Below are 21,917 nucleotides of genomic sequence, written 5' to 3'. Positions count from 1 at the left end.
GCAGCCCCTCGGTCATTTATATGCGTTCGGCATGTATTTGTCCAGAGCATTAGCCTGCTCGGGTCATCCGAGGGAGGCGCGCTCGGCACTCCCCGGGGCGCCCTGCTCGCGGAACCAGCGGGCCCGCAGCCGTCGCTCGATGGGCTGCTGGACCTTGACCGTCAGCAACCAGGCGCAGGCCAGCGAGACGGCGATGGCCAGGACGGCGAAGGGGAGGTGGATCCAGCGCGCGTCGGGCCATTCGAACCCGGTCTTGCCGGTGACCGGCATGGAGATCGAGAGGATCACCATGAAGTGGATCATGTACAGCGCGTACGACCAGTCGCCCAGCCTGACCACCGCCCGCCGGGCGAACCACGAGCGGGCCCCGTCCCGCTCCTCGACCGCCAGACCGGCGATGAGTACCGCGAACACCGGTGTGACCACCGGGCCGAGCAGTGACTTCAGCCCCCACACCATGTTCACCGCGCAGACCAGCGCCACCAGCGCCAGACAGACCCGGGGAGGGACCCGGGGCCGCCACCCGTTCCGTACCGCCGCACCGACGACCAGGCCGAGGAAGAACTGGTAGAAGGTGGCCGGCGGGGACATGGTGACCAGGACGCCGAGATCGGAGTCGATGCGGTCCAGGCCGACCGCGTCGGGGTGCTGCCAGCGCATCCAGCCGGCGACGGCCAGGCCGAACGCGACGGCGAGCCCGGCGAGCACCGCGAGCTGCCGCTGGGTGCGGCGGCGCAGCGGTCCGGCCAGGAACGGCAGGACGGCGTAGAAGGCGATCTCGCAGGAGAGGGTCCAGCTCTGCGGGTTCGGCGAGTTGCGGATCGCCGTCGGGACCCAGGCGTTGACCATCAGCAGCGTCAGCGCGCTCATCAGCAGCAGACTGCCCGGTTCGGTGTCGGGCGCCCCCGACATGAAGAGCGTCGCCAGAAGGGTGATGACCACGCTGAGCGGCACGACCCGGGTGAAGCGCCGCCAGTAGAAGCGGCCGGGAGTGCGTTCCCGCTCGAACGCGAAGGTCAGCACGAAGCCGGAGAGCACGAAGAAGAGAGGGACGCCCGCGTCCCCGAAGCCGAAGAGGTCGAACGTACCGGGAATCGGCAGGAACGGATTGAGGTGCACGAAGACGACCCCCAGCGCCGCGACGCCGCGCAGCCCGGTGAGCCCGTCCAGGCGCGTGGTGAGCGGGCGCCCGGGCCCCTGGCCGGCCCGCGGAGCCGGTGCGAGGCGCGGTGGTGCGGGTTCGGTCGCGTCAGTGTCCATCAGCAGCTCCTCGAAGCGTGTGGTTCCCGACGGTCGGGGCCGCCGCTCGAAGGGCGCTCCAGAGCAGATCCAGCCACGGTCGTGGAGCCGCGCTTGAGCGAGTTTCGAGACCGCGCCGCCAGTGTCTGAGCCGACGACGTCCGAGCTGGCACCGCGCCGCACCTCCGCGGCCTCACCGGAAGGGACAGCCCTGATGAGTGACGAGCACGAACGGGTACTGGTGGTCGGAGGCGGGCTGACCGGGCTGACGACCGCCGTGTTCCTGGCCTGGCACGGGGTGTCGACGCTCGTCGTCGAGCGGCACGCCGACACCCTGCTGCACCCCAGGGCGCGCGGCATCAACCCGCGCTCCGTGGAGATCCTGCGCCAGGTGGGCCTGGAGCGGGACCTGCACGCCAACCTCTCGATGGGCGTGGTGGCCACCGAGTCCGCCGACCAGATGGTGCGGGCCGAGACCCTGGCTGCCGAGGAGTACGTCCTGGACAGCCTCGCCCCGGGGAACGTCGACGGGGTCAGCCCCTGCTCCTGGTGCGCCATCGACCAGGACCGGCTGGAGGTGCTCCTGCGCAAGCGGGCGACCGAACTCGGCGCGGACATCCGCTTCGGCACCGAGCTCGTCGGCTTCGACCAGGGACCGGACGGGGTCACCGCCGTCCTGCGCGATCTGGCGAGCGGCAACGAGACCGCCGTCACCGGCTCCTACCTGGTCGCCGCGGACGGCTGGCGCAGCGGAGTGCGCGAAGCGCTCGGCGTGCGGTTCACCGGGCCCGGGGTGCTCATGGAGACCCTCAGCGTCGTCTTCGAGGCCGATCTGGGACCCGTGCTGCGCGGCCGCCGCCCGGGGCTGGCCTTCGTCAGCCGCCCCGTCGACAAGACGATCGTCTTCCCGCACGACGGCGACCGCGCCTGGGTGTTCGGGATGCCGTACTACGCGGCCGACGGCACCCCCGTCGGCGCCGTGACCGAGGAACAGGTGCTGGGCTGGGTCCGTGAGGCCGTCGGCGTACCCGACCTCGACGTCACGCTCAAGGTGCAGATCCCGCAGACCGGCGCGAAGATCCTCTCCTTCCCGATCGGCGGCTACACCGCGGAACGCTTCCGCAGCGGCCGGGTGCTCCTGGCCGGCGACGCCGCGCGGATGGTGCCGCCGAGCGGGGCCTTCGGCGGCAGCAGCGGCATCGCCGACGCGCACAACCTGGCCTGGAAACTCGCCGCGGTGCTCCGCGGGGAGGCGGGCGAGGGACTGCTCGACACCTACGACGAGGAGCGCCGGCAGGTGTCGCTGTTCACGCTGGAACAGGCCATGGCACGGATGGTCGGGCGCGGCGACAGCGAGCACCCGGGCGAGTCGGAGACCGCGGTGGAGGTCGACGGTACGGTCATCCACCCGTACTGGAGCGTGATCTTCGGCTACCGCTACCGTTCCGCCGCCGTACTCGGCACCGACCCGCACGACCAGGAGCCCGTCCACGCCCCGCGGGACCTGCGCGCCCAGCCCGGCAGCCGGGCCCCGCACCTGCCGCTGGTCCGGGACGGACGGGAGATCTCGGCCCTGGACCTGTTCGGCGAGGGCTGGGTACTGCTCGCCGGCGAGAAGGGGGCCGCCTGGGCCGCGGCCGCCGAGGACGCCGCCGCACGGCGCGGGCTGCGGCTGACCGCCCACCGTGTCGGCGGCGACGTCCAGGACCCGTCGGGCGGTTGGGCCGCCCGTTACGGGGTGGGGGACGCCGGAGCCGTGCTGGTCCGGCCCGACGGGTTCGTGGCCTGGCGCTCGGTCGACCTCCCGGCCGTCCCCCGGGCCGCGCTTAAGCGCGTACTGGACTCCCTCCTGCAGCTCGACTGACCCCTCGGCCGTCCCCGGCCGGCTCACCGCCGGGACCCGCCGACGCAACCCGACGGACGCAACCCGACCGACGCAACCCGACCACGCCGAACCAAGGAGATCGCGATGACCGATGTGGACACCGGATACACCCGGCTGGCCACCCTGATCAGAGCCACCCCGGACTCCGGTCTGAACGCCGCGCTCGCCGCCGAGCCCGGTGGCCTCGACACGGCACTCGACACCGTCTTCGCCCACATGGCCTCGCTGGTCGACCCGGACCGGGTGAAGGGCGAGAAGGGCGTCTTCCAGTACGAGATCACCACCGGCGAGGGCGTCAAGTCCCGCTACCTCCACGTCGAGAACGACACCTGCGTGGCGGGCCGCGGCACCCACGACGGCGCCGACATCACCATCGGCATCGGCCTCACCGACCTGGCCCGCCTCGCCACCGGTCAGCTCAGCGGCCAGCGCGCGTTCGTCACCGGGCGGATGAAGCTCAAGGGGAACGCCATGTTCGGGCTGAAGCTCGGCCAGTGGTTCCGCCGGGACTGAGGAGGGGGCAGCCGATGAGACTGGGTCTGATGGTCAGCGCGTTCGACTGGCCGGGCGGAAGCCGGGAGTACGGCAGCACGCTGGGCCGGATCGGCCGGGACGCCGAGCAGGCGGGCTTCAGCAGCCTCTGGGTGATGGACCACTTCTTCCAGACACCGCTGAACGGGCCGCCGGAGGGAGACTGCCTGGAGGCGTACACGACGCTGGCGTACGTCGCCGGGCAGACCTCGACGCTGCGGCTGGGCACCATGGTCTCCGGGGTCACGCACCGTCACCCGGCCCTGCTCGTCAAGACGGTCACGACGCTGGACGTGCTGTCGGGCGGGCGGGCCGCGCTCGGGATCGGGGCGTCCTGGTACGAGGAGGAGCAGCGGGCGTACGGCATCCCGGTCCGTCCGCTGCGCGAACGCTTCGAGCGGCTCGAGGAGGCGCTGCAGATCGCCCACCGGATGTGGGCCGGGGACGAGAGCCCGTTCGAGGGCGAGCACTACCGGCTGGACCGGCCCCTGAACGCGCCGGCCGCCCTCAGCAGGCCGCATCCGCCGATCCTGGTCGGCGGACAGGGGGAGAAGCGGACGTCCCGGCTGATCGCGCAGTACGCGGACGCCTGCAACTTCTACGAGCCCCCCACCCCGGAGATGCTCGCCGAGAAGATGAAGACCCTGCCGCCCGACCATCCGATGCGCCGGGGCGGCGGCCGCGACCCCTTCGGCATGCTCCGCCGCAAGCTCGCCGTGCTGCGCGAGCGCTGCGAGGAGTACGGGCGCCCCTGGAAGGAGCTGGAGAAGACCACCCTGGGCGGCGTCACCCTCTCGCCCACCGGCGGCAGCGGCACCATGACGCCCGCGCAGGCCGTGGACCGCTACGGCGCACTCGCCGAACTCGGCATCGACCACGCGGTGGTCGAGCCGTCCGACCTGCACCGGCCCGGCGCGCTGGAACGGTGGGCGGAGGTCATCGCCCAGGTGCGCTGAACCGTCCCGCACCGCCTGCTCCGCCGCGCCCTCGTGTCCCGACGTCCCGCCCGCTGCCCTCCGGCGGGCGGGACGACGTCGTGCCCCGGCCGCGTGCGGGGGAGCGTGCGCGTGCCCTGCCCGGCGGCGGGTGCCGGGCAGGGCACGTCGTGGGTCAGGGGGTGCGCCAGGTGGTTCCGCCCCCGGGGGCGGGGAGGGAGCGGTGGGCCCAGGGGGCCGGTTCGGGGCTGCCGCCCGGGGGACCGGGCGGCGCCGTGGCGGCCGACGCGGCCATGAGGACCGTCAGCACGGCGGCGAGCTCCTCGGGGGCCGGCCGGCCGCGCAGCACGCGTACCGCACCGGCGCCCGGTGCCGTGCCGCTCACTGCGGTGGGTTGCCGTGCTTGCGGCTGGGCAGCGCGGCGTGTTTGACCCGGAGCATCGCCAGGGCGGAGATGACCCGGGCGCGGGTCTCGGCCGGATCGATCACACTGTCCACCAGACCGCGCTCCGCCGCGTAGTAGGGGTGCATCAGCTCCGCCCGGTACTCCTTGACGAACCGGGCGCGGGCGGCGTCGGGATCCTCGGCGGCCGCGATCTCCCGGCGGAACACCACGTTGGCCGCGCCCTCGGCGCCCATGACCGCGATCTCGTTCCCGGGCCAGGCCAGGGAGACGTCCGTGCCGATGGAGCGCGAGTCCATCACGATGTACGCGCCCCCGTACGCCTTCCGCAGGATCACCTGCACCCGGGGCACCGTGGCGTTGCAGTAGGCGTACAGCAGCTTGGCGCCGTGCCGGATGACCCCGCCGTGCTCCTGGTCGACACCGGGCAGGAAACCGGGTACGTCGACCAGCGTGACCAGCGGGATGTTGAACGCGTCGCAGGTCTGCACGAAGCGGGACGCCTTCTCCGAGGCCCGGATGTCCAGCACCCCCGCGAACGACGCGGGCTGGTTGGCCACGATCCCCACCGTGCGGCCGTCCAGCCGGGCCAGCGCGCACACGATGTTGGTCGCCCAGGTCTCCTGGATCTCGAAGAACTCCCCGTCGTCCACGATCTCCGCGACGACCGCGCGCATGTCGTACGAACGGTTGGGGTCGACCGGGACGAGGTCGAGCAGCGCCTCGGTCCTGCGGTCGGCGGGGTCGCCGCACGGCTCGGCGGGCGGCAGCTCACGGTTGTGGGAGGGCAGCAGGGACAGCAGGTGCCGTACGTCCTCCAGGCACGTCTCCTCGTCGTCGTACACGCCGTGCGCCACCCCGGAGAGCGACGCGTGGGTGTCCGCGCCGCCGAGGACCTCGTGCGTGACGACCTCGCCCGTGACCGCCTGCACCACGTCCGGGCCGGTCAGGAACATCTGCCCGGTGCCGCGCACCATGAAGACGAAGTCGGTCAGCGCCGGGGCGTAGGCGGCGCCACCGGCGCACGGACCGAGGATCACGCTGACCTGCGGGATCACCCCGGAGTTGCGGACGATCCGGGTGAAGATGCCGCCGTAGCCGGCCAGTGCCGTGACACCCTCCTGGATGCGCGCGCCCGCCCCGTCGCACAGACCCACGACCGGCGCGCCGGCCCCCTCCGCCAGGTCGATCAGCTTGTGGATCTTCGTGGCGTGGGCCTCGCCGAGCGCCCCGCCGAAGATCCGGAAGTCGTGCGCGTACACGAACACCGTCCGGCCGTGCACCCGGCCCCAGCCGGTGACGACACCGTCGGTGTGCGGACGCCGCTCCTCCAGCCCGAAGCCGGTGGCACGGTGCCGCCGCAACTCCTCGATCTCGGTGAAGCTGCCCGGGTCGAGCAGGAGGTCGATCCGCTCCCGCACGGTCAGTTTGCCCTTCGCGTGCTGGGCCCGAGTCGCCCGCTCACTCGGTCCGTTGCGCACGTTCTGGAGCAGTTCGGTGAGTTCGGCGGCACGGTCGCGCAGATGGCCGTCCATGGGCGCCGCCGGCAGGGAATCCAGGCAATCTCCGACGTGGGTCATGGGGCACAGGGTCGGCAGAACCGCTCAAGCCGGGCTCGACCGGGCGTTGACGTACGGATCGAGTCCGCCCCGAACGGGCCGGTCCAGCCTTCCGCCATGACACCGTCGCAGTGCCGTTCCGTGGTCCTGATGCTGCCGGGGACCGGAGCCCAGCACCCCCGCATGGCCCTCGGCCTCTGGCGTCACCAGCCGGTCTTCACCGAAGCCGTCGAAGCGGTGCTGGGCCGGCTCGGCCCCGAGGGGGAGGCGATCCGCGCGGACTGGCTCGCCGACGAACCCCGCGTCCCCCTGGACGCCGACAGCCGTGCGGCGCCGCTGCTGTTCGCCGTGGACTACGCCATGGGGCGGCTGGTGCAGAGCTGGGGCGTGCGGCCGGCGGCGTACCTGGGCCACAGCATGGGGGAGCTCGCCGCCGCGGTCCTCACCGGCGTCTTCGGCCTGGACGCCGCGGTACGGCTGCTGTGGGAACGGGTCCGGATGCAGCGCTCCACGCCGGCGGGCGGGATGCTCGCGGTGGCGGCCGGGCCGCAGGAGCTGTCCGGCTACCTGGGCGGCGACCTGGTGGTGGGCGCGGTGAACGGGCCGCGCCACACCGTGCTGTCCGGCCCGGAGCACCTGCTGCGCGCGGCCGAGCACGCGCTGCGCGCGGACGGCAGGACCTTCCGGAGGCTGGGCACGCACACGCCGTACCACAGCCCCGCCCTGGCCCCGCTGGTGGCGGACACCGTCGGCCTCGTCGCCCGGCTGCGCCCGGCCGTCCCCCGCGCCCCGCTGTACTCCGCCTACACCGCGGGCCCCCTCCGCGCGCACGAGTCCGTCGACCCGCACTTCTGGGCCGCGCAGCCGACCCGGCCCGTGATGTTCTGGCGCACGCTCGACCGGGTGCTGGGGGACGGCGACCGCCTCCTGGTGGAGACGGGCCCGGCGCAGACCCTGACGGTGCTGGCCCGCGCGCATCCGGCGGTGCGCGCGGGCCGCAGCGCCGTGGTGCCGACGCTGCCCCCTAGGGCGGCCGGGCCCGACGCGGACCGGCGCTGCGTGGAGGCGGCGCGGGCCGCGCTGGCGGACGGAGGCCACCTGACGGCCCCCCGGCCCTTCGAGGCCGCCTCCGGCCCGCCCCGCGATGCGCGCGCCCACCACGGCGAACACCGTGGACTCCGCTGAACTCCTGCACCTTCCAAGGCAGTTGACATACCCGACGATCCCATACGGTGAGGGGCACAAGATGGACACAGGGCGCACTGCGCTGGTGACCGGTGGATCGCGCGGCATCGGCCGGGCGGTCGCCGTCCGGCTGGCCCGCGCGGGTCACGCCGTCGGTTTCTGCTCGCGGTCGGCGGACGAGGCCGCGCTGGAGACGGTCCGGCTGGTCGAGGAGACCGGCGCGGCGGTCCACCACGTCGTCTGTGACGTGACCGACCTGGAGGCGGTACGGCGCTTCGTCGACGAGTCGGAGGAGAAGCTCGGCCCCACGCACGCCGTGGTGAACTGCGCCGGCGTGCTCCGGGACCGCCCCATGGCGCTGATGGCGCCGCAGGACTGGCGGCAGGTCGTCGGCACCAGCCTCGACGGGACCTACCACGTGTGCCGCTCGGTGCTGCGCGGCATGCTCACCCGCCGCTCGGGCGCGATCGTGAACGTCTCCTCGGTCATCGGCGTCTACGGCCACGCGGGGCAGACCAACTACGCGGCGGCCAAGGCCGGGATGAACGGCCTGACCCGGGCGCTCGCCAAGGAGGTCGCGCCCTACGGCGTCCGGGTCAACGCGGTGGCGCCGGGATTCATCGACACCGACATGCTGGACGGGATGACGGACAAGGCCCGCACGGCCGCACTGGCCACCGTCGCGATGGGCCGGTTCGGCACCGCCGGGTCCGTGGCGGAACTGGTCGCCTTCCTGCTCTCCGACGCCGCCGACTACATCACCGGCCAGGTGGTCCAGATCGACGGCGGGATAGCCCTGTGAGGGCGGGCTCATGACCTCCTCCGAACCCCTCGTGCTCCCGGAACCCGCGCCGGACCCGCCCGTGTGGACGCTCCTGCGCGAACGCTGGTTCAGCACCCTGTTCCTGACGGACATGTGGGAACGCTTCAGCTACTACGGCATGCAGGCGCTGCTCTTCCTCTACGCCACGACCCCCACCGCCGAGGGCGGGCTCGGACTGTCCGCGGGCACCGCCGGTGCGCTGTTCGGCCTGTACGTGTCCCTGTCCTTCCTCGCGGCCATGCCCGGCGGCTGGCTCGGCGACCGGGTCCTCGGCACACACCGCGCGATGCTCTGCGGGGCCCTGACCATCGCCGCCGGGCACGCCTGCATGGCCGTACCCGTGCCAGGCTTCTTCTACCCGGGGCTGTTCCTCGTGGCGAGCGGCACCGGCCTGTTCAAGCCGAACCTGCCGGTGGTGTTCGACCAGATGACGCCGGGCGGCGACAGCGGCCGGCGGCAGGCCGCCTTCTCGCTCTTCTACATGAGCGTGCAGGTGAGCGCGCTGACCGGGCCGCTGGTCACCGGTGCGCTCGGCGAACGGGTCGACTGGCACCTGGGGTTCGGCGCGGCCGCCGTCGGCATGCTCGCCGGCGTCGCGCAGTACCTGCGCGGAGCGCCCGCCCTGCGCGGCCGCACGGGCCCGGCCCGTCCGCTGCCGCCCGCCGCGGCGCGCCGGCTGGTCCGCGCGGCCTGGGCGGCCCTGGGAGCCGCCGTCCTGCTGGGCGCGGCCGTGACGGCCGTCGGCGGTGTGCCGCTCCGACCGGTGCTGGCCCTGTGCGGGCTGGCCTCACTGGTCCTGCCGGTGTGGTACTTCCGGCGGCTGCTGCGCGGCCGGGACCTGGACGAACCGGCGCGGGTCCGCATCCGCGGCTACCGCCGCGTCTTCGTGCCGGCCGTTCTGTTCTGGGCCATGTACGGGCAACTGGGCTCCGTGTTCAGCCTGTTCGCCGACTCCTACACGGACCGGGACATGGCCGGGTTCGAGGTGCCGGCCAGCTGGTTCCAGTCCGCCCACCCGCTGTTCGTCCTGCTGCTGGCCCCGCTCTCCGCCTGGCTGTGGCTGCGGCTGAGGCCGCGCGGTGTGACGGGCACCGTGCGGCAGTTCTCGGCCGGACTGCTGGGGGCGGCCGGCGGGTTCGCCGTCCTGGCCTGGGGGGCCCGCACGGCCGAGACCGGCGACACACGGGTGTCCGCCGGCTGGCTGCTGGTCGCCTTCCTCGGTGTCAGCTGTGCGGAACTGGTCTTCGGACCGGTCGGGTTGAGCATCACCGCCGAGTCGACGCCCGACGGGCACGGCAGCCGCATGATGGGGCTGTTCTACCTGGGGGCGGCGCTGGGCGCCGGGGTGGGCGGCCAGCTCTCCCGGCTGGTCGGCGTCGTACCGCTCTGGGTCTATCTGGGCGGGTTCTCCGCCGTCGCCGTACTGACCGCGCTGACGCTGGTCACCGCGGCCCCCGGACGCGCGAGCTCCGCTGGACGAGCCCTCAAGGCCGCCGAGTGAGGATCGTTTCCGGACAGCTGAGCCACCGCTCCCGGGGTGGTGGCCGGCCCGCTCGTTCCGTGTCCCCGCTCCGAAGGGAGTTCTCCATGGCCCACCGCACCCTCATCGTCGCGCGGATGAACCACGACGACGCCGACAAGGTGGCCGCGCTGTTCGCCGAGTCGGACGCCAGCGAGCTGCCGCACATGATCGGCGTGCAGCGCCGCACGCTGTTCCGGTTCCACGGTCTGTACTTCCACCTCGTCGAGGCGGACGAGCCGATCAACGAACGGCTCTACAAGGCCCGCAGCCACCCGCTCTACGCCGACATCAACACCCGTCTCGCCGAGTTCATGACGCCCTACGACCCGAACTGGCGCGAGCCGAAGGACTCCATGGCCGAGCCCTTCTACACCTGGACGCCGTGACGGCGTCCCCGCCGCTTCCCCGCATTCCGCCGCTGCCCGGTCCCCACATGGAGCACCTATGCAGACCTTCGACCCCATCAAGATCGCCGTGAACGACGTGCCGGCCAACCGCAGGCGCGGAGGCGACCTGCGTGTCCTGCTCAGCCCCAAGACCTGCGGAGCCACCGCCGGTTTCATGGGCGTCGGCACGCTGGAGCCCGGCGAGTACGTCTCCGAGCACTACCACCCCTACTCCGAGGAGTTCTTCCACGTCGTCCGGGGCCGGCTGCTGCTCCGCGTCGACGGCGAGGAGCTGGAACTCGAAACCGGCGAGTCCTTCATGGTGCCCATCGGTGTCCGGCACCGCATCGAGAACCACGGCACCGAGCAGGCCTTCGTCACCTTCTTCCTCGGACCGCTCGCGCCCAGCCCGGAACTGGGCCACGTCGACTGCGAGCCGCTGCCCGGCGAGGGCTCGCTCCCCGAAGTGGGGGACGTGCGATGACCGGCCGCGCGGTCATCACCGGGATCGGGGTCGTCGCCCCGGGCCCGACCGGACGGGAACCGTTCTGGGAGATGATCGTCAAGGGGCGGACGGCGACCCGGGGCATCACCCTCTTCGACCCCTCGCCCTTCCGCAGCCGGATCGGCGCCGAGTGCGACTTCGACCCCGAGCGGGAGGGACTGTCCTACCAGGAGATCCGGCGCACGGACCGGGCCGGGCAGTTCGCCCTGGTCGCCGCCCGCGAGGCCCTGGCGGACAGCGGGTTCGAACCGGACGACCACAACGCCCACCGGATCGGGGTGAGCATCGGCAACGGCGTCGGCAACGCCATCTCCATGGAGCAGGAGTACCGGACGGTCAGCGACAACGGCCGCCAGTGGCTGGTCGACCCCGCGTACATGAAGCCGCACCTCTACTCCTACGTCATGTCCAGCTCGCTCGCGAAGGAGGTGGCCTGGGCGGTCTCCGCCGAGGGCCCGGCGACCGTCGTCAGCTCCGGGTGCTGCGCGGGCATCGACGCGGTCGGCTACGCCGTCGACCTGATCCGCGAGGGCTCGGCGGACGTGATGGTCGCCGGCGCCACCGACGCCCCGATCTACCCGATCACCGTGTCGTGCTTCGACACCCTGCGTGCCTCCTCCACCAGCAACGACGACCCCGAGCACGCCTGCAAGCCGTTCGACCGACGACGCAACGGCCTGGTCCTCGGCGAGGGGTCGGCGGTCTTCGTCATCGAGGAACTGGAGCACGCCCGCCGGCGCGGGGCCCGGATCTACTGCGAGGTCGCCGGGTACGCCGCGCGCGCCAACGGCTACCACATGACCGGACTGCGGCCGGACGGGCGGGAGATGGGCGAGGCCATCACCGCCGCGCTCGACGAGGCCCGGATCAACCCGGAGGAGATCGACTACTGCAACGCCCACGGCTCGGGCACCCGGCAGAACGACCGGCACGAGACCGCCGCCTACAAGCGCAGCCTCGGCGAGCACGCCTACCGCATCCCGGTCAGCTCCATCAAGTCCATGGTGGGGCACTCGCTGGGCTCCATCGGGTCGATCGAGATCGCCGCGAGCGCCCTCGCCATCGACCGCGGCACGGTGCCGCCCACCGCCAACTACGAGGAACGCGACCCCGAGTGCGACCTCGACTACGTGCCGCAGACCGCGCGCGAGGCCGAGCTGGACGTCGTCCTGAGCGTCGGCAGCGGGTTCGGCGGGTTCCAGAGCGCGGTGGTGCTCACGTCCCCGAGGAGGATCGGATGACCGCGTCCGTCATCACCGGTGTCGGCGTCGTCGCGCCCAACGGCCTGGACCGCGAGTCGTGGTGGCAGGCGACCCTGGACGGCAAGTCCGGTCTCGACACCATCAGCCGGTTCGACGCGAGCCGCTACCCGACCCGGGTCGCCGGCGAGGTCACCGGCTTCGACCCGGCCGATCACGCGCCCGCCCGGCTCATCAGCGAGACGGACGCCATGACGCAGTACGCCTTCGCGGCCACCAACGAGGCGCTCGCCGACGCGTCGCTGGACACCGACGCGTTCGCCGACCTGGACCTGGCGGTGATCACCGCCAACTCCTCCGGCGGCGTCGAGTTCGGCCAGCGCGAGCTGCAGAAGCTCTACAGCGAGGGCCCACAGGCCGTGGGCGCGTACATGTCCATCGCCTGGTTCTACGCGGCCACCACCGGCCAGCTGTCCATCCGGCACGGCATGCGCGGACCCTGCGGCGTCCTCTGCTCCGAGCAGGCGGGCGGTCTGGACGTGCTCGCGCAGGCCCGGCGCGTCCTCGCCCGGGGCACGCGGGTGGTGCTGTCCGGCGGCACCGACGCCTCCCTGTCGCCGTACGGACTGACCTGCCAGCTCTCCAACGGCCGGCTCAGCGGACAGCACCGCCCGGACCGCGCGTTCGTGCCCTTCGACCGCGAGGCGAGCGGCTACGTGCCCGGCGAGGGCGGGGCGATCCTGGTGGTGGAGAGCCTCGACCAGGCCCGCGCCCGGTCCGCCCCCCAGGTCTACGCGCTCGTCGCCGGGTACGCCGCGACCTTCGACCCGCGCCCCGGCTCCGGCCGCCCGCCGGGCCTGCGCAGGGCGATCGAGCTGGCCCTCGCCGACGCCGGGCTGCGGCCCGCCGACGTCGACGTCGTCCTCGCCGACGGCCACGGGGTGCCGGAGCTCGACCGCCAGGAGGCCGAGGCCGTCAACACCGTGTTCGGACCCGGCGCCGTACCCGTGAGCGTCCCCAAGACCATGACGGGCCGCCTGTACGCCGGCGGCGCACCGCTCGACGTGGCCGCCGCGGTGCTGGCGCTGCGGGACCAGATCATCCCGCCGGCCGTCAACACGGTCGCCGACCCCGCGCACCGCCTCGACGTGGTGACGGACCGGCCCCGGCGCGCCCGCCTGCGCACCGCGCTCGTCCTGGCGCGCGGCTACGGCGGGTTCAACGCCGCCGTGGTACTGCGCTCCGCGTGACCACCACCCGTACGCCCTTCACAGCACCCCATGCCCAGGAGGAAGCGAACCCATGAGCAGCATGACCTTCGACGACCTGAAGCAGATCATGACCACCGCGGTCGGTGAGGGGGAGGCCGAGGAGCTGGAGGAGAGCCGGCTCGGCGTGGCCTTCACCGAGATCGGCTACGACTCGCTCGCCGTGCTGGAGATCGCCAGCCAGATCCAGCGGCAGTACGGACTGAAGATCCCCGACGAGGCCATCGAGGAGATGGACTCGCCGCAGGCCGTGCTTGACTACGTCAACGCACGTCTGGCGGCCGTCTGATGGCCGTCACCGACAACTCCGTCGTCATCGACGCTCCCATGGACCTGGTGTGGGAGATGACCAACGACGTCGAGTCCTGGCCGGAACTCTTCTCGGAGTACGCGGCGGCCGAGATCCTGGAACGGGAGGGCGACACCGTCCGGTTCCGGCTCACGCTGCGCCCCGACGACAACGGCGACGTGTGGAGCTGGGTCTCCGAACGCACTCCCGACCCGGTCACCCGCACCGTCCGGGCCCGCCGGATCGAGACCGGCCCCTTCACCCACATGAACCTGCTCTGGCAGTACCGGCAGACCGGGGACGGCGTCGAGATGCGCTGGCAGCAGGAGTTCACGGTGCGGCCGGGGCTGCCGTTCGGGGACGCGGAGATGACCGAGCGGCTCAACCGCAACACGCGCAGGGAGATGGCCCGGATCAAGGAGCTCGTCGAGAAGGCCGCCGTCGACCGGGGACGGGAGGAGCGGTGACGGCCGGACTGCGGGTCGCCCTGCGCATCGAGATCGGCGCGGGCCACGAGGCCGAGTTCGAGGAGCTGTGGCGCAGCCACGCGCAGACCGTGCGCCGGTTCCCGCACAACCACGGCCAGCAGCTCCTGCGCCAGGTCGACCAGCCGGGCGTGTACACCGTGCTGACGGACTGGACGGACGAGCCCGCGTTCCGGGCGTTCGAGCGGAGCCCGGAGCAGCAGGCGTACCTGAAGCGGCTGTGGCCGATGCGGACCGCCGGCGAGATGCGTCTGCTGGAGCCCCTGCACCACCTGTCACCCGCCGCGGCGGCCGCGGCCGAGCAACCAGGGAGAACGGCATGACCACACAGCAGCAGGACGTGACCGACCTGGTCGACCTGGTGGAGTCGACACCGGCCAGGGAACTGGAAGCGGCCGTGGCCCAGCGCCCCGGAGGGGTGGACGCCACGCTGCGGCTCCTGTTCGACCTGCTGGTCTCGGAGTTCAACCCCGAGAAGGCCGGCGGCGAGAAGGGCACCTTCCAGTTCGACATCGCCACCTCCACCGGCCGGAAGCCGTACTGGGTGCACGTCGAGGACGGCACCTGCGGCTGCGGCGCGGGACAGCACGAGGCGCCCGACATCACCATCGGCATCAAGCTGCCCGACATGATCGCCATGGGGGTCGGCAAGCTGCCCGGCGCCAAGGCGTTCCTGACCGGGAAGCTCAAGCTGAGCGGCAGCCCCCTGATGGGCACCAAGCTGGGGGAGTGGTTCGACCACCCCGAGATCTGACCGTCCGCCACGGCGGAAGCCGCCGCCGGGTCCCGGACCCGGCGGCGGCTTCGTCGTCGCCCGTGTGCTGGGGGCCGCGTCGTCGAGGCGGCCCGGGCCTCACTCCACGCCGAGGACCGACATGTGCGCGATGGACGTCATCGCCTGCTCGTGCGTGCGGACCAGGTAGGCGTCCGGGTCCACGGGCCGGCTCGGGTCGAGCAGGTAGTCCGCCAGCCAGGCCTCGGCCTTCTCACCGTGGCACCGGTCCGACAGGTAGCCGACGACGTCGTACGGGTGGCCGTCGTACTGGACCACCCGCACCAGCGTGTCCTGCTGCAGGAACAGGGCCGTGCGCACGATCGTCGGGTGGTCGGGGGACACCCGCAGCGGCGTGCCGCGGCCCGAGACGTCCCGGGCCTCGGCGAGTTCGGCGCCCGCCCCGGGGCGCAGCGGATAGCGCAGGGCCACCGTGCCGGCCGCCGGCCGCTCGTCGGGACTGTCCTGCTCCAGCACGAGCATCAGGCTGCGGTGGAAGTGGTCCCGGAACCCCTGTTCGGTCTCGGTGTCGCGTGGCTCGGTCAGCCAGGGCTGGATCGCCCGCTCGGCCTCGCGCACGCCCCCCTGCACCGACATGTGGCGGGCGATCTGCGCCGCGGGAACACCGTCGTGGTGGATCACTCTGACCAGGGTCTCGCCCTGCACGAACAGCCCCGTGCCGAGCAGCATCCCGACCGTCCGGCCGGTGGCGTCCTTGATGACGGGCGAGTCGACCCGGGTGAAGTTGCGGGGGGAGAACACCTCGATGAGCCGGTCCTCGTGACCGGCCTTGACGCGGTAGGTGATCGCGTCCAGTGGCATGCGGCTTCCTTCCTCTTCAGCGGGTGGCGAGCACCGCGACGGTGTCGGTGAGCAGTGCGAGGAGCGCGAGGGCGGTGCGCAGCCGGTGCCAGGCGCGCCACAGCGGCCGCGGATCCTGCCAGGGCCCGTCGGCGGCGAGCGCGCCCAGTGACCGGTTGATCGGGACGTTGCCGAGGTGCGAGACCGCCTGCACCCCGATGAGCAGCACCGACGCCAGGGGGAACAGCCACCGGGCCGGAGACTCGGCGAGCCACGCCAGGGCGAAGCCGCCCAGGGTGACGACGTTGACCAGGATCGGCATCAGCGGGTGGTAGCCCTTGCCCAGCAGCGCGTGGGCGCGCAGGTAGTCGGCGCGCTCCATCGCCGACATCGCCGGGGCGACGCTCACCGCCACCGCCACGAAGATCCCGGTGACGGTGCCCGTCCCGACGAGCACCGTCCCGGCGAGCACTTGTTCAGCAATCACGCGGCATCACGACTCCGAACGGCAGTGGGTATGTCGACCGTCACCCTGGCCCGCCCTGCTCGATGCGCCGTGGAGCGGCACTCAACGAGTCCGCGCCGGCGTCCGGCACCGGCGGGCGTCGAGCCGCGGTCGAGTCCTCTTCGACCGGCAGCTCCGACAGTCGTGGCACCAGTTCGCCGCGCCGGGCGGCGGCCACGTCGGAGGTGACCACGTTGCAGCCCACGCACGTTCTGATGCCCCTGGCCTTGTTCGCCGGCGGTCTCGCGGCGGGCGGCCTGTCGATCTCGGTGCTCGCCGCCCCGCTCTTCACGACCCTGCCCACCAGCATGTACGTGCCGGTCCACCAGGGCCTCGTGACCCGCTTCGACCCGTTCATGCCGGTGTCGCTGCTCAGTTGCCTGCTGTGCGACGTGGCCCTGGCGGCGCTGCCCGGCGGCGACGCGGTCGTCCGCGTGCTCGCGGCGCTGGCGGCGGTGCTCCTCGTGAGCGCCATGACGGTGTCGCTCACCAAGAACGTCCCCATCAACCGCTGGCTGTCGACCCTCGACGCGCAGCGCCTGCCGGCCGACTTCGCCGCGCGCGACCCGCGCGAGCGCTGGATCCGCTGGAACCGCGTGCGCGGCGCCCTGGCCGTGTCGGCGCTGGTCGTCAACGTCGGTGCGGCCGCCGCCCTGATGTGATCCCCCGTCGGCCCGGCCTGACGGCCCCCTCACCCATCCCAGCACCCGGAAGAACCAGGAGAACCCTGTGGACGCAATGACCGGCGTGGTCGGCCCGCCGATGGCAGGGGCGCTGCCGCCCCATGTGCGGCTGCTGCTGCTCACCGACGGCACGCGGATCTCCCGCGTACTGCACGTGGTCGCCGAGCTCGGCGTCGCCGACGAACTGGCGGACGGCCCGCTCGACGTCCCCACGCTCGCCGCGCGCACCGGCACCCACGCCGACAGCCTCGGCCGGGTGCTCCGCGTGGCCGCGGCCTTCGGCCTGTTCGAGGAGGCACCCGACGGGCGGTACGGTCTGACGGAGCTCAGCCAGGCGCTGCGCTCCGACGTCCCCGGCAGCCAGCGGGACATGGTGCTCTACAACGGCGACGACGTGATGTGGCGCTCGTACGGGCGGCTGATCCACACCGTGCGCACCGGCGAACCCGCCTTCGAGGACGTCTTCGGGCACGGCTTCTTCGCGCACCTGGAGCAGAACCCGCGGACGGGCGCCCTGTTCGACCGGGCGATGACCGGCATGAGCCGGGCCACGACCGCGATGCTGCTGGACGGCTTCGACTTCGGGCGCTTCCCCCGCATCACCGACGTGGGCGGCGGTCACGGCTACTTCCTGGCCGAGGTCCTCAAACGCCACGCCGGCAGCACCGGCACACTCGTCGACCGGCCCGCCGTGGTGGAGGAGGCCGGCAAGCTGCTCGAAGCGGCGGGCGTCGCCGACCGCGCGGAGGTGGTGGCCGGGGACTTCTTCGAGGCGCTGCCGCCCGGGGCGGACGCGTACGTCCTCAAAGCCGTCCTCCACGACTGGGACGACGAACACGCCGTACGCATCCTCGGCCGGATCCGCGAGGCACTGGCGGACCGGCCGGACGGACGGCTGCTGGTCTGCGAGTTCCTGGTGGGGCCGGCCGGCCAGTGGGACCGCGGCAAGCTGCTCGACCTCGACATGATGCTCCGCTTCGGCGGCCGCGAGCGCGACGAGGGGCAGTGGCGCGCACTGCTGGCGGCGGCCGGGCTGGAGCTCGTGAACGACCCCGTACCCGGCCGCTGGGCGGTGCTGGAGTGCCGCCCGGCCGGCACCGGCTGAACCGGCCGGCGCCCGAGAACCACGACGAGTGACGCACATCCCCGACGAGTGACGGACACCCCGGACGAATGACGGAGGAAGACGTGGATCTGCAACTGGCGGGAAAGAAGGCGCTGGTCACCGGCGGCACGAGGGGCATCGGGCGGGCCGTCGTGCTCTCGCTGGCCCGGGCCGGCGCCCAGGTGGTGACCTGCTACCGGCAGGACGGTGAGGCGGTGGAACGCCTCGTCCGCGAACTGAAGGAGACCGGCGGCGACCACGCGGTGGTGAAGGCCGACGTGGGGCAGCGGGAGGGGGTCGAGCAGCTCCTGCGGGAGGTGCGCGACCGCTTCGACAGCCTCGACGTGCTGGTCAACAACGCGGGCGTGATCAGCCACGTGCCCTTCGCCGAACTGCCCGTCGAGGAGTGGGAGCGGGTCATCGCGACCAACCTCACCGGCCCGTTCATGGTGATCGGCAAGGCGCTGCCGCTGCTGCGCTCCGGCTCGTCGGTGATCAACGTGGGTTCCCGCGGCGCGATGGCCGGCATCCCGCTGCGCAGCCACTACACCGCGTCGAAGGCGGGCCTCGTCGGCCTGACCCGCAGCCTGTGCAAGGAACTCGGCGGCAAGGGGATCCGGTTCAACGTGGTCGCCCCCGGCGTCATCGACACCTCCGAGCCCGACGAACTGTCGGAGGAGCAGCGGGCCCAGTACAACGAGCGCTACCTGCGCATGATGGCGCTGGGCAGGTTCGGCCGGCCCGAGGAGATCGCCGGTGCGGTGCTCTTCCTCGCGAGCGACCTGTCGTCGTACGTCAACGGCGAGACCCTGCACGTCGACGGAGGTGTCTGAGATGGCGTCCGCACCGGCGGGCACCTTCCGGGTGCTGCTCACCGTGCAGGTGAGACCGGGCACCGAGGCGGAGTTCGAGAAGGCCTGGGAGGAGGGCAGCAAGGAGGTCACCGCGCGGAGCGGCAACCTCGGCCACACGCTGGCCCGCAGCGCTTCCGAGGAGCCGGTCTACTTCGTGGTCAGCGACTGGACGGACCGGGACTCCTTCCTCGCCTTCGAGAGGAGCCCGGAACACATCGCGCACCGCGAGAAGCTCCACCCCTTCCGGGCCGGCGGCTCGCTGGCGATGATGCACCTGGTGAGGGGCTCGTGACGGCCGGCCGCGCGGGCCGGGTGCGGGTCATGCTGTACCTGCGGGCGCGGGAGACGGACGCGCCGGAGATCGAGGACGCCTATCACCGCATCAGCGAGGACCTGGCGGCGACCCCCGGCCTGCTGGGCAACGAGCTGCTGCGCAGTCTGACCGAGCCCGGCGGGTGGGCCGTGCTGAGCGAATGGGAGAGCCTGGACGCCTTCCGCCGGTGGGAGTCGGGCTCCGCGCACCGGGGCACGACCTCGCCGCTGCGTCCCTACCAGGACCGGGAGCGGTCGCTGCCCTTCGCTCTGCTGGAGGTCGCCGCACGGCACTGACGGGTGCGTGACGGGACGGCGGTGCCCGGGAGGACGCGAGGGTCTTCCCGGGCACCGCCGTGTGTGCGGGGGCTGTTCTGGGAACCGCTTGGTGCGCGAGGGTCGTTCTGGGAACCGCTTGGTGTGCGAGGGGCAGCGTTCCAGGGAACCGCCGTGTGCGCGAAGGGCGTTCAGGGCAGGCGTACGACCTGGCCCGCGTAGACCAGTCCCGCCCCGAAGCCGACGAGCAGGGCCAGGCCCCCGCTCGGTGCCTTGCCGCTGGACAGCAGCTCGTCCATGGCGAGCGGGATGGAGGCCGCGGAGCTGTTGCCGCTGTGGACGATGTCCCGGGCGACCGCGGTGTGTTCCGGCAGTCCGAGCTGTTCGACGACGTGGTCGGTGATCAGCATGTTGGCCTGGTGCGGGATGAACGCGTCGAGCTGGTCCACGGTGACGCCGGCCAGGTCGAGCATCCGCCGGGCGGCGGGGACGAGTTCCGTCGTGGCCCAGCGGTACACCTTCCAGCCCGACATGGTGATGACGGGCCGCTCCTCGGGCCGTTCACCGGTTCCGTCGTGCCAGGGGGCGCTCATCTTCAGGGCCGCGTTGCGCGAGCCGTCCGCGTTCCAGACCACGGGGCCGATGCCGGGTTCCCGGGAGGGGCCGATCACGACCGCGCCGGCGCCGTCGGCGAAGAGGAAGGCGGTGTCGCGGTCGGAGTGGTCGAGGATGTCCGTCATCCGCTCGGCGCCGATGACGAGGGCGCGCTCCGCCCTGCCCAGCCGGACGAGGTCGCCGGCGAGTGCCACGGCGTGGCAGAACCCGGCGCACGCGGCGGAGACGTCGAACGCGGCGGCCCGCGTGGCGCCGAGGCGGTGGGCGACCTCGACGGCGGCCGCGGGCATCTGCTCCATGGAGGTGATGGTGGCGACGATGACCAGGTCGAGCTCGTCCGGGGCGACGCCCGACGCGGCGAGCGCCTTGTCGGCCGCGGACACCGCCATCATGGGCAGTGTCTCGGCGGCGGAGGCGTAGCGGCGCGACCGGATGCCGGACCGGCGCTCGATCCAGCCGGGGTCGAGACCGGTCCGCTCGGCGACGACCTCGTTCGCCACGGACTGTTCCGGGCGGTAGGCGCCGACTCCGAGGAGTCGGCTGTGGCGCAGCACCCCTGTGTCACGGATCGCTGTCATGGCTGTCCTCTCACTGCGTACGAGTGGGCCCCGGGCGGAAAAACGGTCGCCGGGCGGGCTCGAAGCAGGCTCGAAGGGCGGTGGACAGCGGTGGGTGCGACGCTCAGGAACGCCGGGCCTTGTCCAGGGAGTCCACGAACTTGCCCAGCAGCCGGGCGAGTTCGGCCTGTTCCTCGGGGTCCCAGTCGCCCAGCACCTCCGCGTAGAAGCGCTGCCGGGTGCGGTGGGCGGCCTCGACCGCCTCGCGGCCGGCCTCGGTCAGCTCCAGGCAGCTGCGCCGGCCGTCCTCCTGGGAGGCGACGCGGCGTACGTAGCCGGACTTCACCGCGTCGGCGACGATCCGGCTGGCCCGCGAGGGGTCGATGGCGAGGCGGTCGGCGACGACGCCCACGGTGACGTCCCCGCCGTGCTCGCCGCCGCCCGCGTCGACGGCGTCGATGACGGAGAGCGTCGGCAGCTCCACCGGCTGGGTCATGCCCTGGACGGTGGGGCGGGCCAGGCTGCCGCGGGACTGCCGGCGTCGGATGCGCACCATCGCCCGCTCGACGGTGTCGAGTACGGCCGGATCGATGTGCGCGCCGGTGAGAAGGGTGTCGTTTTTCGTCACGGTTGAAGGCTAACCGCACATAAGTCCACGAGGCATCCCCTGGCGCCGGTCAATTGAATGCTGATAGCATATGTTTGTCGTCAACATGTTATTCGCGTCCTCTCTTGCGAACGGGGAGTGCTGTCATGTCCACGTCTTCCGAGGTCGACCGGGGCACGGCCGGTGTGCGCGCCCTGGCGACGCTCGCCGCGATCGTCGTCGCGATCCTCGTCTGCCTCCTCGCCGACTCCGTCTTCGGCGTCGAACTGCGCACCCCGGAAGGCCCGGGCTCCAGCGGGACCAAGGAGCTCACCCTTCCCGTCGCGGCCGTCACCGCCGGCGTGGTGGCCCTGCTGGGCTGGGCCCTGCTCGCCCTGCTCGAACGGCGCTCCCCCCGGGCGCGCACCCTCTGGACCCGGGCGGCCGTGGGCGTGCTGGTGCTGTCGCTCTTCGCACCGCTGTTCGCCCAGGGCCTGTCGGCGGGCAACCGCGTCTGCCTGGTCCTGCTGCACCTGGGCGTGGGTGCCGCGGTGATCCCCGCCTTCCGTCGCGGGGCCCGCACGTCCTGACGGCCCGGCCCTGGTCCACCGCCGCTCCAAGCGGATTCGAGTGCCGG

27 protein-coding genes are annotated in these 21,917 nt (G+C 72.6%); 20 read left to right on the top strand and 7 right to left on the bottom strand.

The window, feature by feature from the left end:
• Window positions 1–63 precede the first annotated feature (63 nt).
• On the bottom strand, window positions 64–1,260 hold the full coding sequence (locus tag ACZ4VF_RS04755) for an acyltransferase family protein (protein ID WP_467923174.1): 1,197 nt from the start codon (window positions 1,258–1,260) through the stop codon (window positions 64–66).
• 193 nt (window positions 1,261–1,453) lie between these two features.
• Between ACZ4VF_RS04755 and ACZ4VF_RS04750 the strand changes: the two genes are divergently transcribed.
• The 3 genes from ACZ4VF_RS04750 to ACZ4VF_RS04740 all read left to right on the top strand — a co-directional run bounded on the left by ACZ4VF_RS04750 (window position 1,454) and on the right by ACZ4VF_RS04740 (window position 4,611).
• On the top strand, window positions 1,454–3,103 hold the full coding sequence (locus ACZ4VF_RS04750; RefSeq protein ID WP_467923173.1) for an FAD-dependent monooxygenase: 1,650 nt from the start codon (window positions 1,454–1,456) through the stop codon (window positions 3,101–3,103).
• 105 nt (window positions 3,104–3,208) lie between these two features.
• On the top strand, window positions 3,209–3,637 hold the full coding sequence (locus ACZ4VF_RS04745) for an SCP2 sterol-binding domain-containing protein (protein WP_467923172.1): 429 nt from the start codon (window positions 3,209–3,211) through the stop codon (window positions 3,635–3,637).
• 14 nt (window positions 3,638–3,651) lie between these two features.
• Window positions 3,652–4,611, top strand: coding sequence for an LLM class F420-dependent oxidoreductase (locus ACZ4VF_RS04740; RefSeq protein ID WP_467923171.1), 960 nt, complete (start codon window positions 3,652–3,654; stop codon window positions 4,609–4,611).
• Window positions 4,612–4,765: 154 nt separating this feature from the next.
• Here ACZ4VF_RS04740 and ACZ4VF_RS04735 read toward each other — a convergent pair whose 3' ends face one another.
• Together ACZ4VF_RS04735 and ACZ4VF_RS04730 are read right to left on the bottom strand one after the other, a co-directional pair.
• On the bottom strand, window positions 4,766–4,975 hold the full coding sequence (locus ACZ4VF_RS04735; RefSeq protein ID WP_467923170.1) for an acyl-CoA carboxylase epsilon subunit: 210 nt from the start codon (window positions 4,973–4,975) through the stop codon (window positions 4,766–4,768).
• Window positions 4,972–6,573, bottom strand: a complete 1,602-nt coding sequence (locus tag ACZ4VF_RS04730) for an acyl-CoA carboxylase subunit beta (protein ID WP_467923169.1) — start codon at window positions 6,571–6,573, stop codon at window positions 4,972–4,974. Before ACZ4VF_RS04730 ends, ACZ4VF_RS04735 begins: the two co-directional genes overlap by 4 nt.
• Before the next feature lie 96 nt (window positions 6,574–6,669).
• Here ACZ4VF_RS04730 and ACZ4VF_RS04725 point away from each other — a divergent pair, with 96 nt between their 5' ends.
• From ACZ4VF_RS04725 to ACZ4VF_RS04675, 11 genes are all read left to right on the top strand, one after another.
• Window positions 6,670–7,737 (top strand): acyltransferase domain-containing protein, encoded by a 1,068-nt coding sequence (locus ACZ4VF_RS04725; protein ID WP_467923168.1) that lies wholly within the window; start codon window positions 6,670–6,672, stop codon window positions 7,735–7,737.
• A gap of 61 nt (window positions 7,738–7,798) precedes the next feature.
• Window positions 7,799–8,539: a 3-oxoacyl-ACP reductase FabG gene (gene fabG / locus ACZ4VF_RS04720; protein WP_467923167.1), complete on the top strand. Its 741-nt coding sequence runs from the start codon at window positions 7,799–7,801 to the stop codon at window positions 8,537–8,539.
• A gap of 10 nt (window positions 8,540–8,549) precedes the next feature.
• Window positions 8,550–10,061 carry a peptide MFS transporter gene (locus ACZ4VF_RS04715; RefSeq protein WP_467923166.1) on the top strand — a complete coding sequence of 504 codons (1,512 nt, stop codon included), beginning with the start codon at window positions 8,550–8,552 and terminating at the stop codon, window positions 10,059–10,061.
• An 86-nt stretch (window positions 10,062–10,147) separates the two neighbouring features.
• Window positions 10,148–10,468, top strand: coding sequence for a TcmI family type II polyketide cyclase (locus ACZ4VF_RS04710; protein WP_467923165.1), 321 nt, complete (start codon window positions 10,148–10,150; stop codon window positions 10,466–10,468).
• A gap of 58 nt (window positions 10,469–10,526) precedes the next feature.
• Window positions 10,527–10,952 (top strand): cupin domain-containing protein, encoded by a 426-nt coding sequence (locus ACZ4VF_RS04705; RefSeq protein WP_467923164.1) that lies wholly within the window; start codon window positions 10,527–10,529, stop codon window positions 10,950–10,952.
• Window positions 10,949–12,214 (top strand): beta-ketoacyl-[acyl-carrier-protein] synthase family protein, encoded by a 1,266-nt coding sequence (locus ACZ4VF_RS04700; protein WP_467923163.1) that lies wholly within the window; start codon window positions 10,949–10,951, stop codon window positions 12,212–12,214. Before ACZ4VF_RS04705 ends, ACZ4VF_RS04700 begins: the two co-directional genes overlap by 4 nt.
• Entirely contained in the window at window positions 12,211–13,422 is a 1,212-nt protein-coding gene (locus tag ACZ4VF_RS04695; protein ID WP_467923162.1) for a ketosynthase chain-length factor, read from the top strand. The genes ACZ4VF_RS04700 and ACZ4VF_RS04695 overlap by 4 nt, the downstream gene beginning before the upstream one ends.
• A gap of 52 nt (window positions 13,423–13,474) precedes the next feature.
• Entirely contained in the window at window positions 13,475–13,729 is a 255-nt protein-coding gene (locus ACZ4VF_RS04690) for an acyl carrier protein (protein ID WP_467923161.1), read from the top strand.
• Window positions 13,726–14,196 (top strand): SRPBCC family protein, encoded by a 471-nt coding sequence (locus ACZ4VF_RS04685; RefSeq protein WP_467923777.1) that lies wholly within the window; start codon window positions 13,726–13,728, stop codon window positions 14,194–14,196. The genes ACZ4VF_RS04690 and ACZ4VF_RS04685 overlap by 4 nt, the downstream gene beginning before the upstream one ends.
• A complete protein-coding gene (locus ACZ4VF_RS04680) occupies window positions 14,193–14,537 on the top strand; it encodes an antibiotic biosynthesis monooxygenase family protein (RefSeq protein WP_467923160.1) in 345 nt (114 codons plus the stop codon). The genes ACZ4VF_RS04685 and ACZ4VF_RS04680 overlap by 4 nt, the downstream gene beginning before the upstream one ends.
• Window positions 14,534–14,968, top strand: a complete 435-nt coding sequence (locus tag ACZ4VF_RS04675; protein ID WP_467923159.1) for an SCP2 sterol-binding domain-containing protein — start codon at window positions 14,534–14,536, stop codon at window positions 14,966–14,968. The genes ACZ4VF_RS04680 and ACZ4VF_RS04675 overlap by 4 nt, the downstream gene beginning before the upstream one ends.
• A gap of 99 nt (window positions 14,969–15,067) precedes the next feature.
• Here ACZ4VF_RS04675 and ACZ4VF_RS04670 read toward each other — a convergent pair whose 3' ends face one another.
• Window positions 15,068–15,808 (bottom strand): SchA/CurD-like domain-containing protein, encoded by a 741-nt coding sequence (locus ACZ4VF_RS04670; protein WP_467923158.1) that lies wholly within the window; start codon window positions 15,806–15,808, stop codon window positions 15,068–15,070.
• Window positions 15,809–15,824: 16 nt separating this feature from the next.
• A complete protein-coding gene (locus ACZ4VF_RS04665; RefSeq protein WP_467923157.1) occupies window positions 15,825–16,274 on the bottom strand; it encodes an anthrone oxygenase family protein in 450 nt (149 codons plus the stop codon).
• A 233-nt stretch (window positions 16,275–16,507) separates the two neighbouring features.
• On the opposite strand from ACZ4VF_RS04665, the gene ACZ4VF_RS04660 reads away from it, so the two are divergent.
• From ACZ4VF_RS04660 to ACZ4VF_RS04640, 5 genes are all read left to right on the top strand, one after another.
• Complete coding sequence (locus ACZ4VF_RS04660) at window positions 16,508–16,954, top strand: anthrone oxygenase family protein (protein ID WP_467923156.1); 447 nt, start codon at window positions 16,508–16,510, stop codon at window positions 16,952–16,954.
• A gap of 76 nt (window positions 16,955–17,030) precedes the next feature.
• Window positions 17,031–18,080, top strand: coding sequence for a methyltransferase (locus ACZ4VF_RS04655; RefSeq protein ID WP_467923776.1), 1,050 nt, complete (start codon window positions 17,031–17,033; stop codon window positions 18,078–18,080).
• 83 nt (window positions 18,081–18,163) lie between these two features.
• Window positions 18,164–18,913 (top strand): SDR family NAD(P)-dependent oxidoreductase, encoded by a 750-nt coding sequence (locus ACZ4VF_RS04650; protein ID WP_467923775.1) that lies wholly within the window; start codon window positions 18,164–18,166, stop codon window positions 18,911–18,913.
• 1 nt (window position 18,914) lies between these two features.
• Window positions 18,915–19,226, top strand: a complete 312-nt coding sequence (locus ACZ4VF_RS04645) for an antibiotic biosynthesis monooxygenase family protein (RefSeq protein ID WP_467923155.1) — start codon at window positions 18,915–18,917, stop codon at window positions 19,224–19,226.
• Window positions 19,223–19,543, top strand: coding sequence for an antibiotic biosynthesis monooxygenase family protein (locus tag ACZ4VF_RS04640; RefSeq protein ID WP_467923154.1), 321 nt, complete (start codon window positions 19,223–19,225; stop codon window positions 19,541–19,543). The genes ACZ4VF_RS04645 and ACZ4VF_RS04640 overlap by 4 nt, the downstream gene beginning before the upstream one ends.
• A gap of 170 nt (window positions 19,544–19,713) precedes the next feature.
• Here ACZ4VF_RS04640 and ACZ4VF_RS04635 read toward each other — a convergent pair whose 3' ends face one another.
• Window positions 19,714–20,715: a beta-ketoacyl-ACP synthase III gene (locus ACZ4VF_RS04635; RefSeq protein ID WP_467923153.1), complete on the bottom strand. Its 1,002-nt coding sequence runs from the start codon at window positions 20,713–20,715 to the stop codon at window positions 19,714–19,716.
• 103 nt (window positions 20,716–20,818) lie between these two features.
• Window positions 20,819–21,322, bottom strand: a complete 504-nt coding sequence (locus ACZ4VF_RS04630; protein WP_467923152.1) for a MarR family winged helix-turn-helix transcriptional regulator — start codon at window positions 21,320–21,322, stop codon at window positions 20,819–20,821.
• Window positions 21,323–21,447: 125 nt separating this feature from the next.
• Between ACZ4VF_RS04630 and ACZ4VF_RS04625 the strand changes: the two genes are divergently transcribed.
• Window positions 21,448–21,870 carry a DUF6069 family protein gene (locus tag ACZ4VF_RS04625; RefSeq protein ID WP_467923151.1) on the top strand — a complete coding sequence of 141 codons (423 nt, stop codon included), beginning with the start codon at window positions 21,448–21,450 and terminating at the stop codon, window positions 21,868–21,870.
• The last annotated feature ends 47 nt before the right edge of the window (window positions 21,871–21,917 follow it).

The organism is Streptomyces sp. NPDC029151 (genome assembly GCF_055564315.1).
Note: the sequence above shows the minus strand (reverse complement) of the source record. Positions and strands in the feature narration are given on the sequence as shown.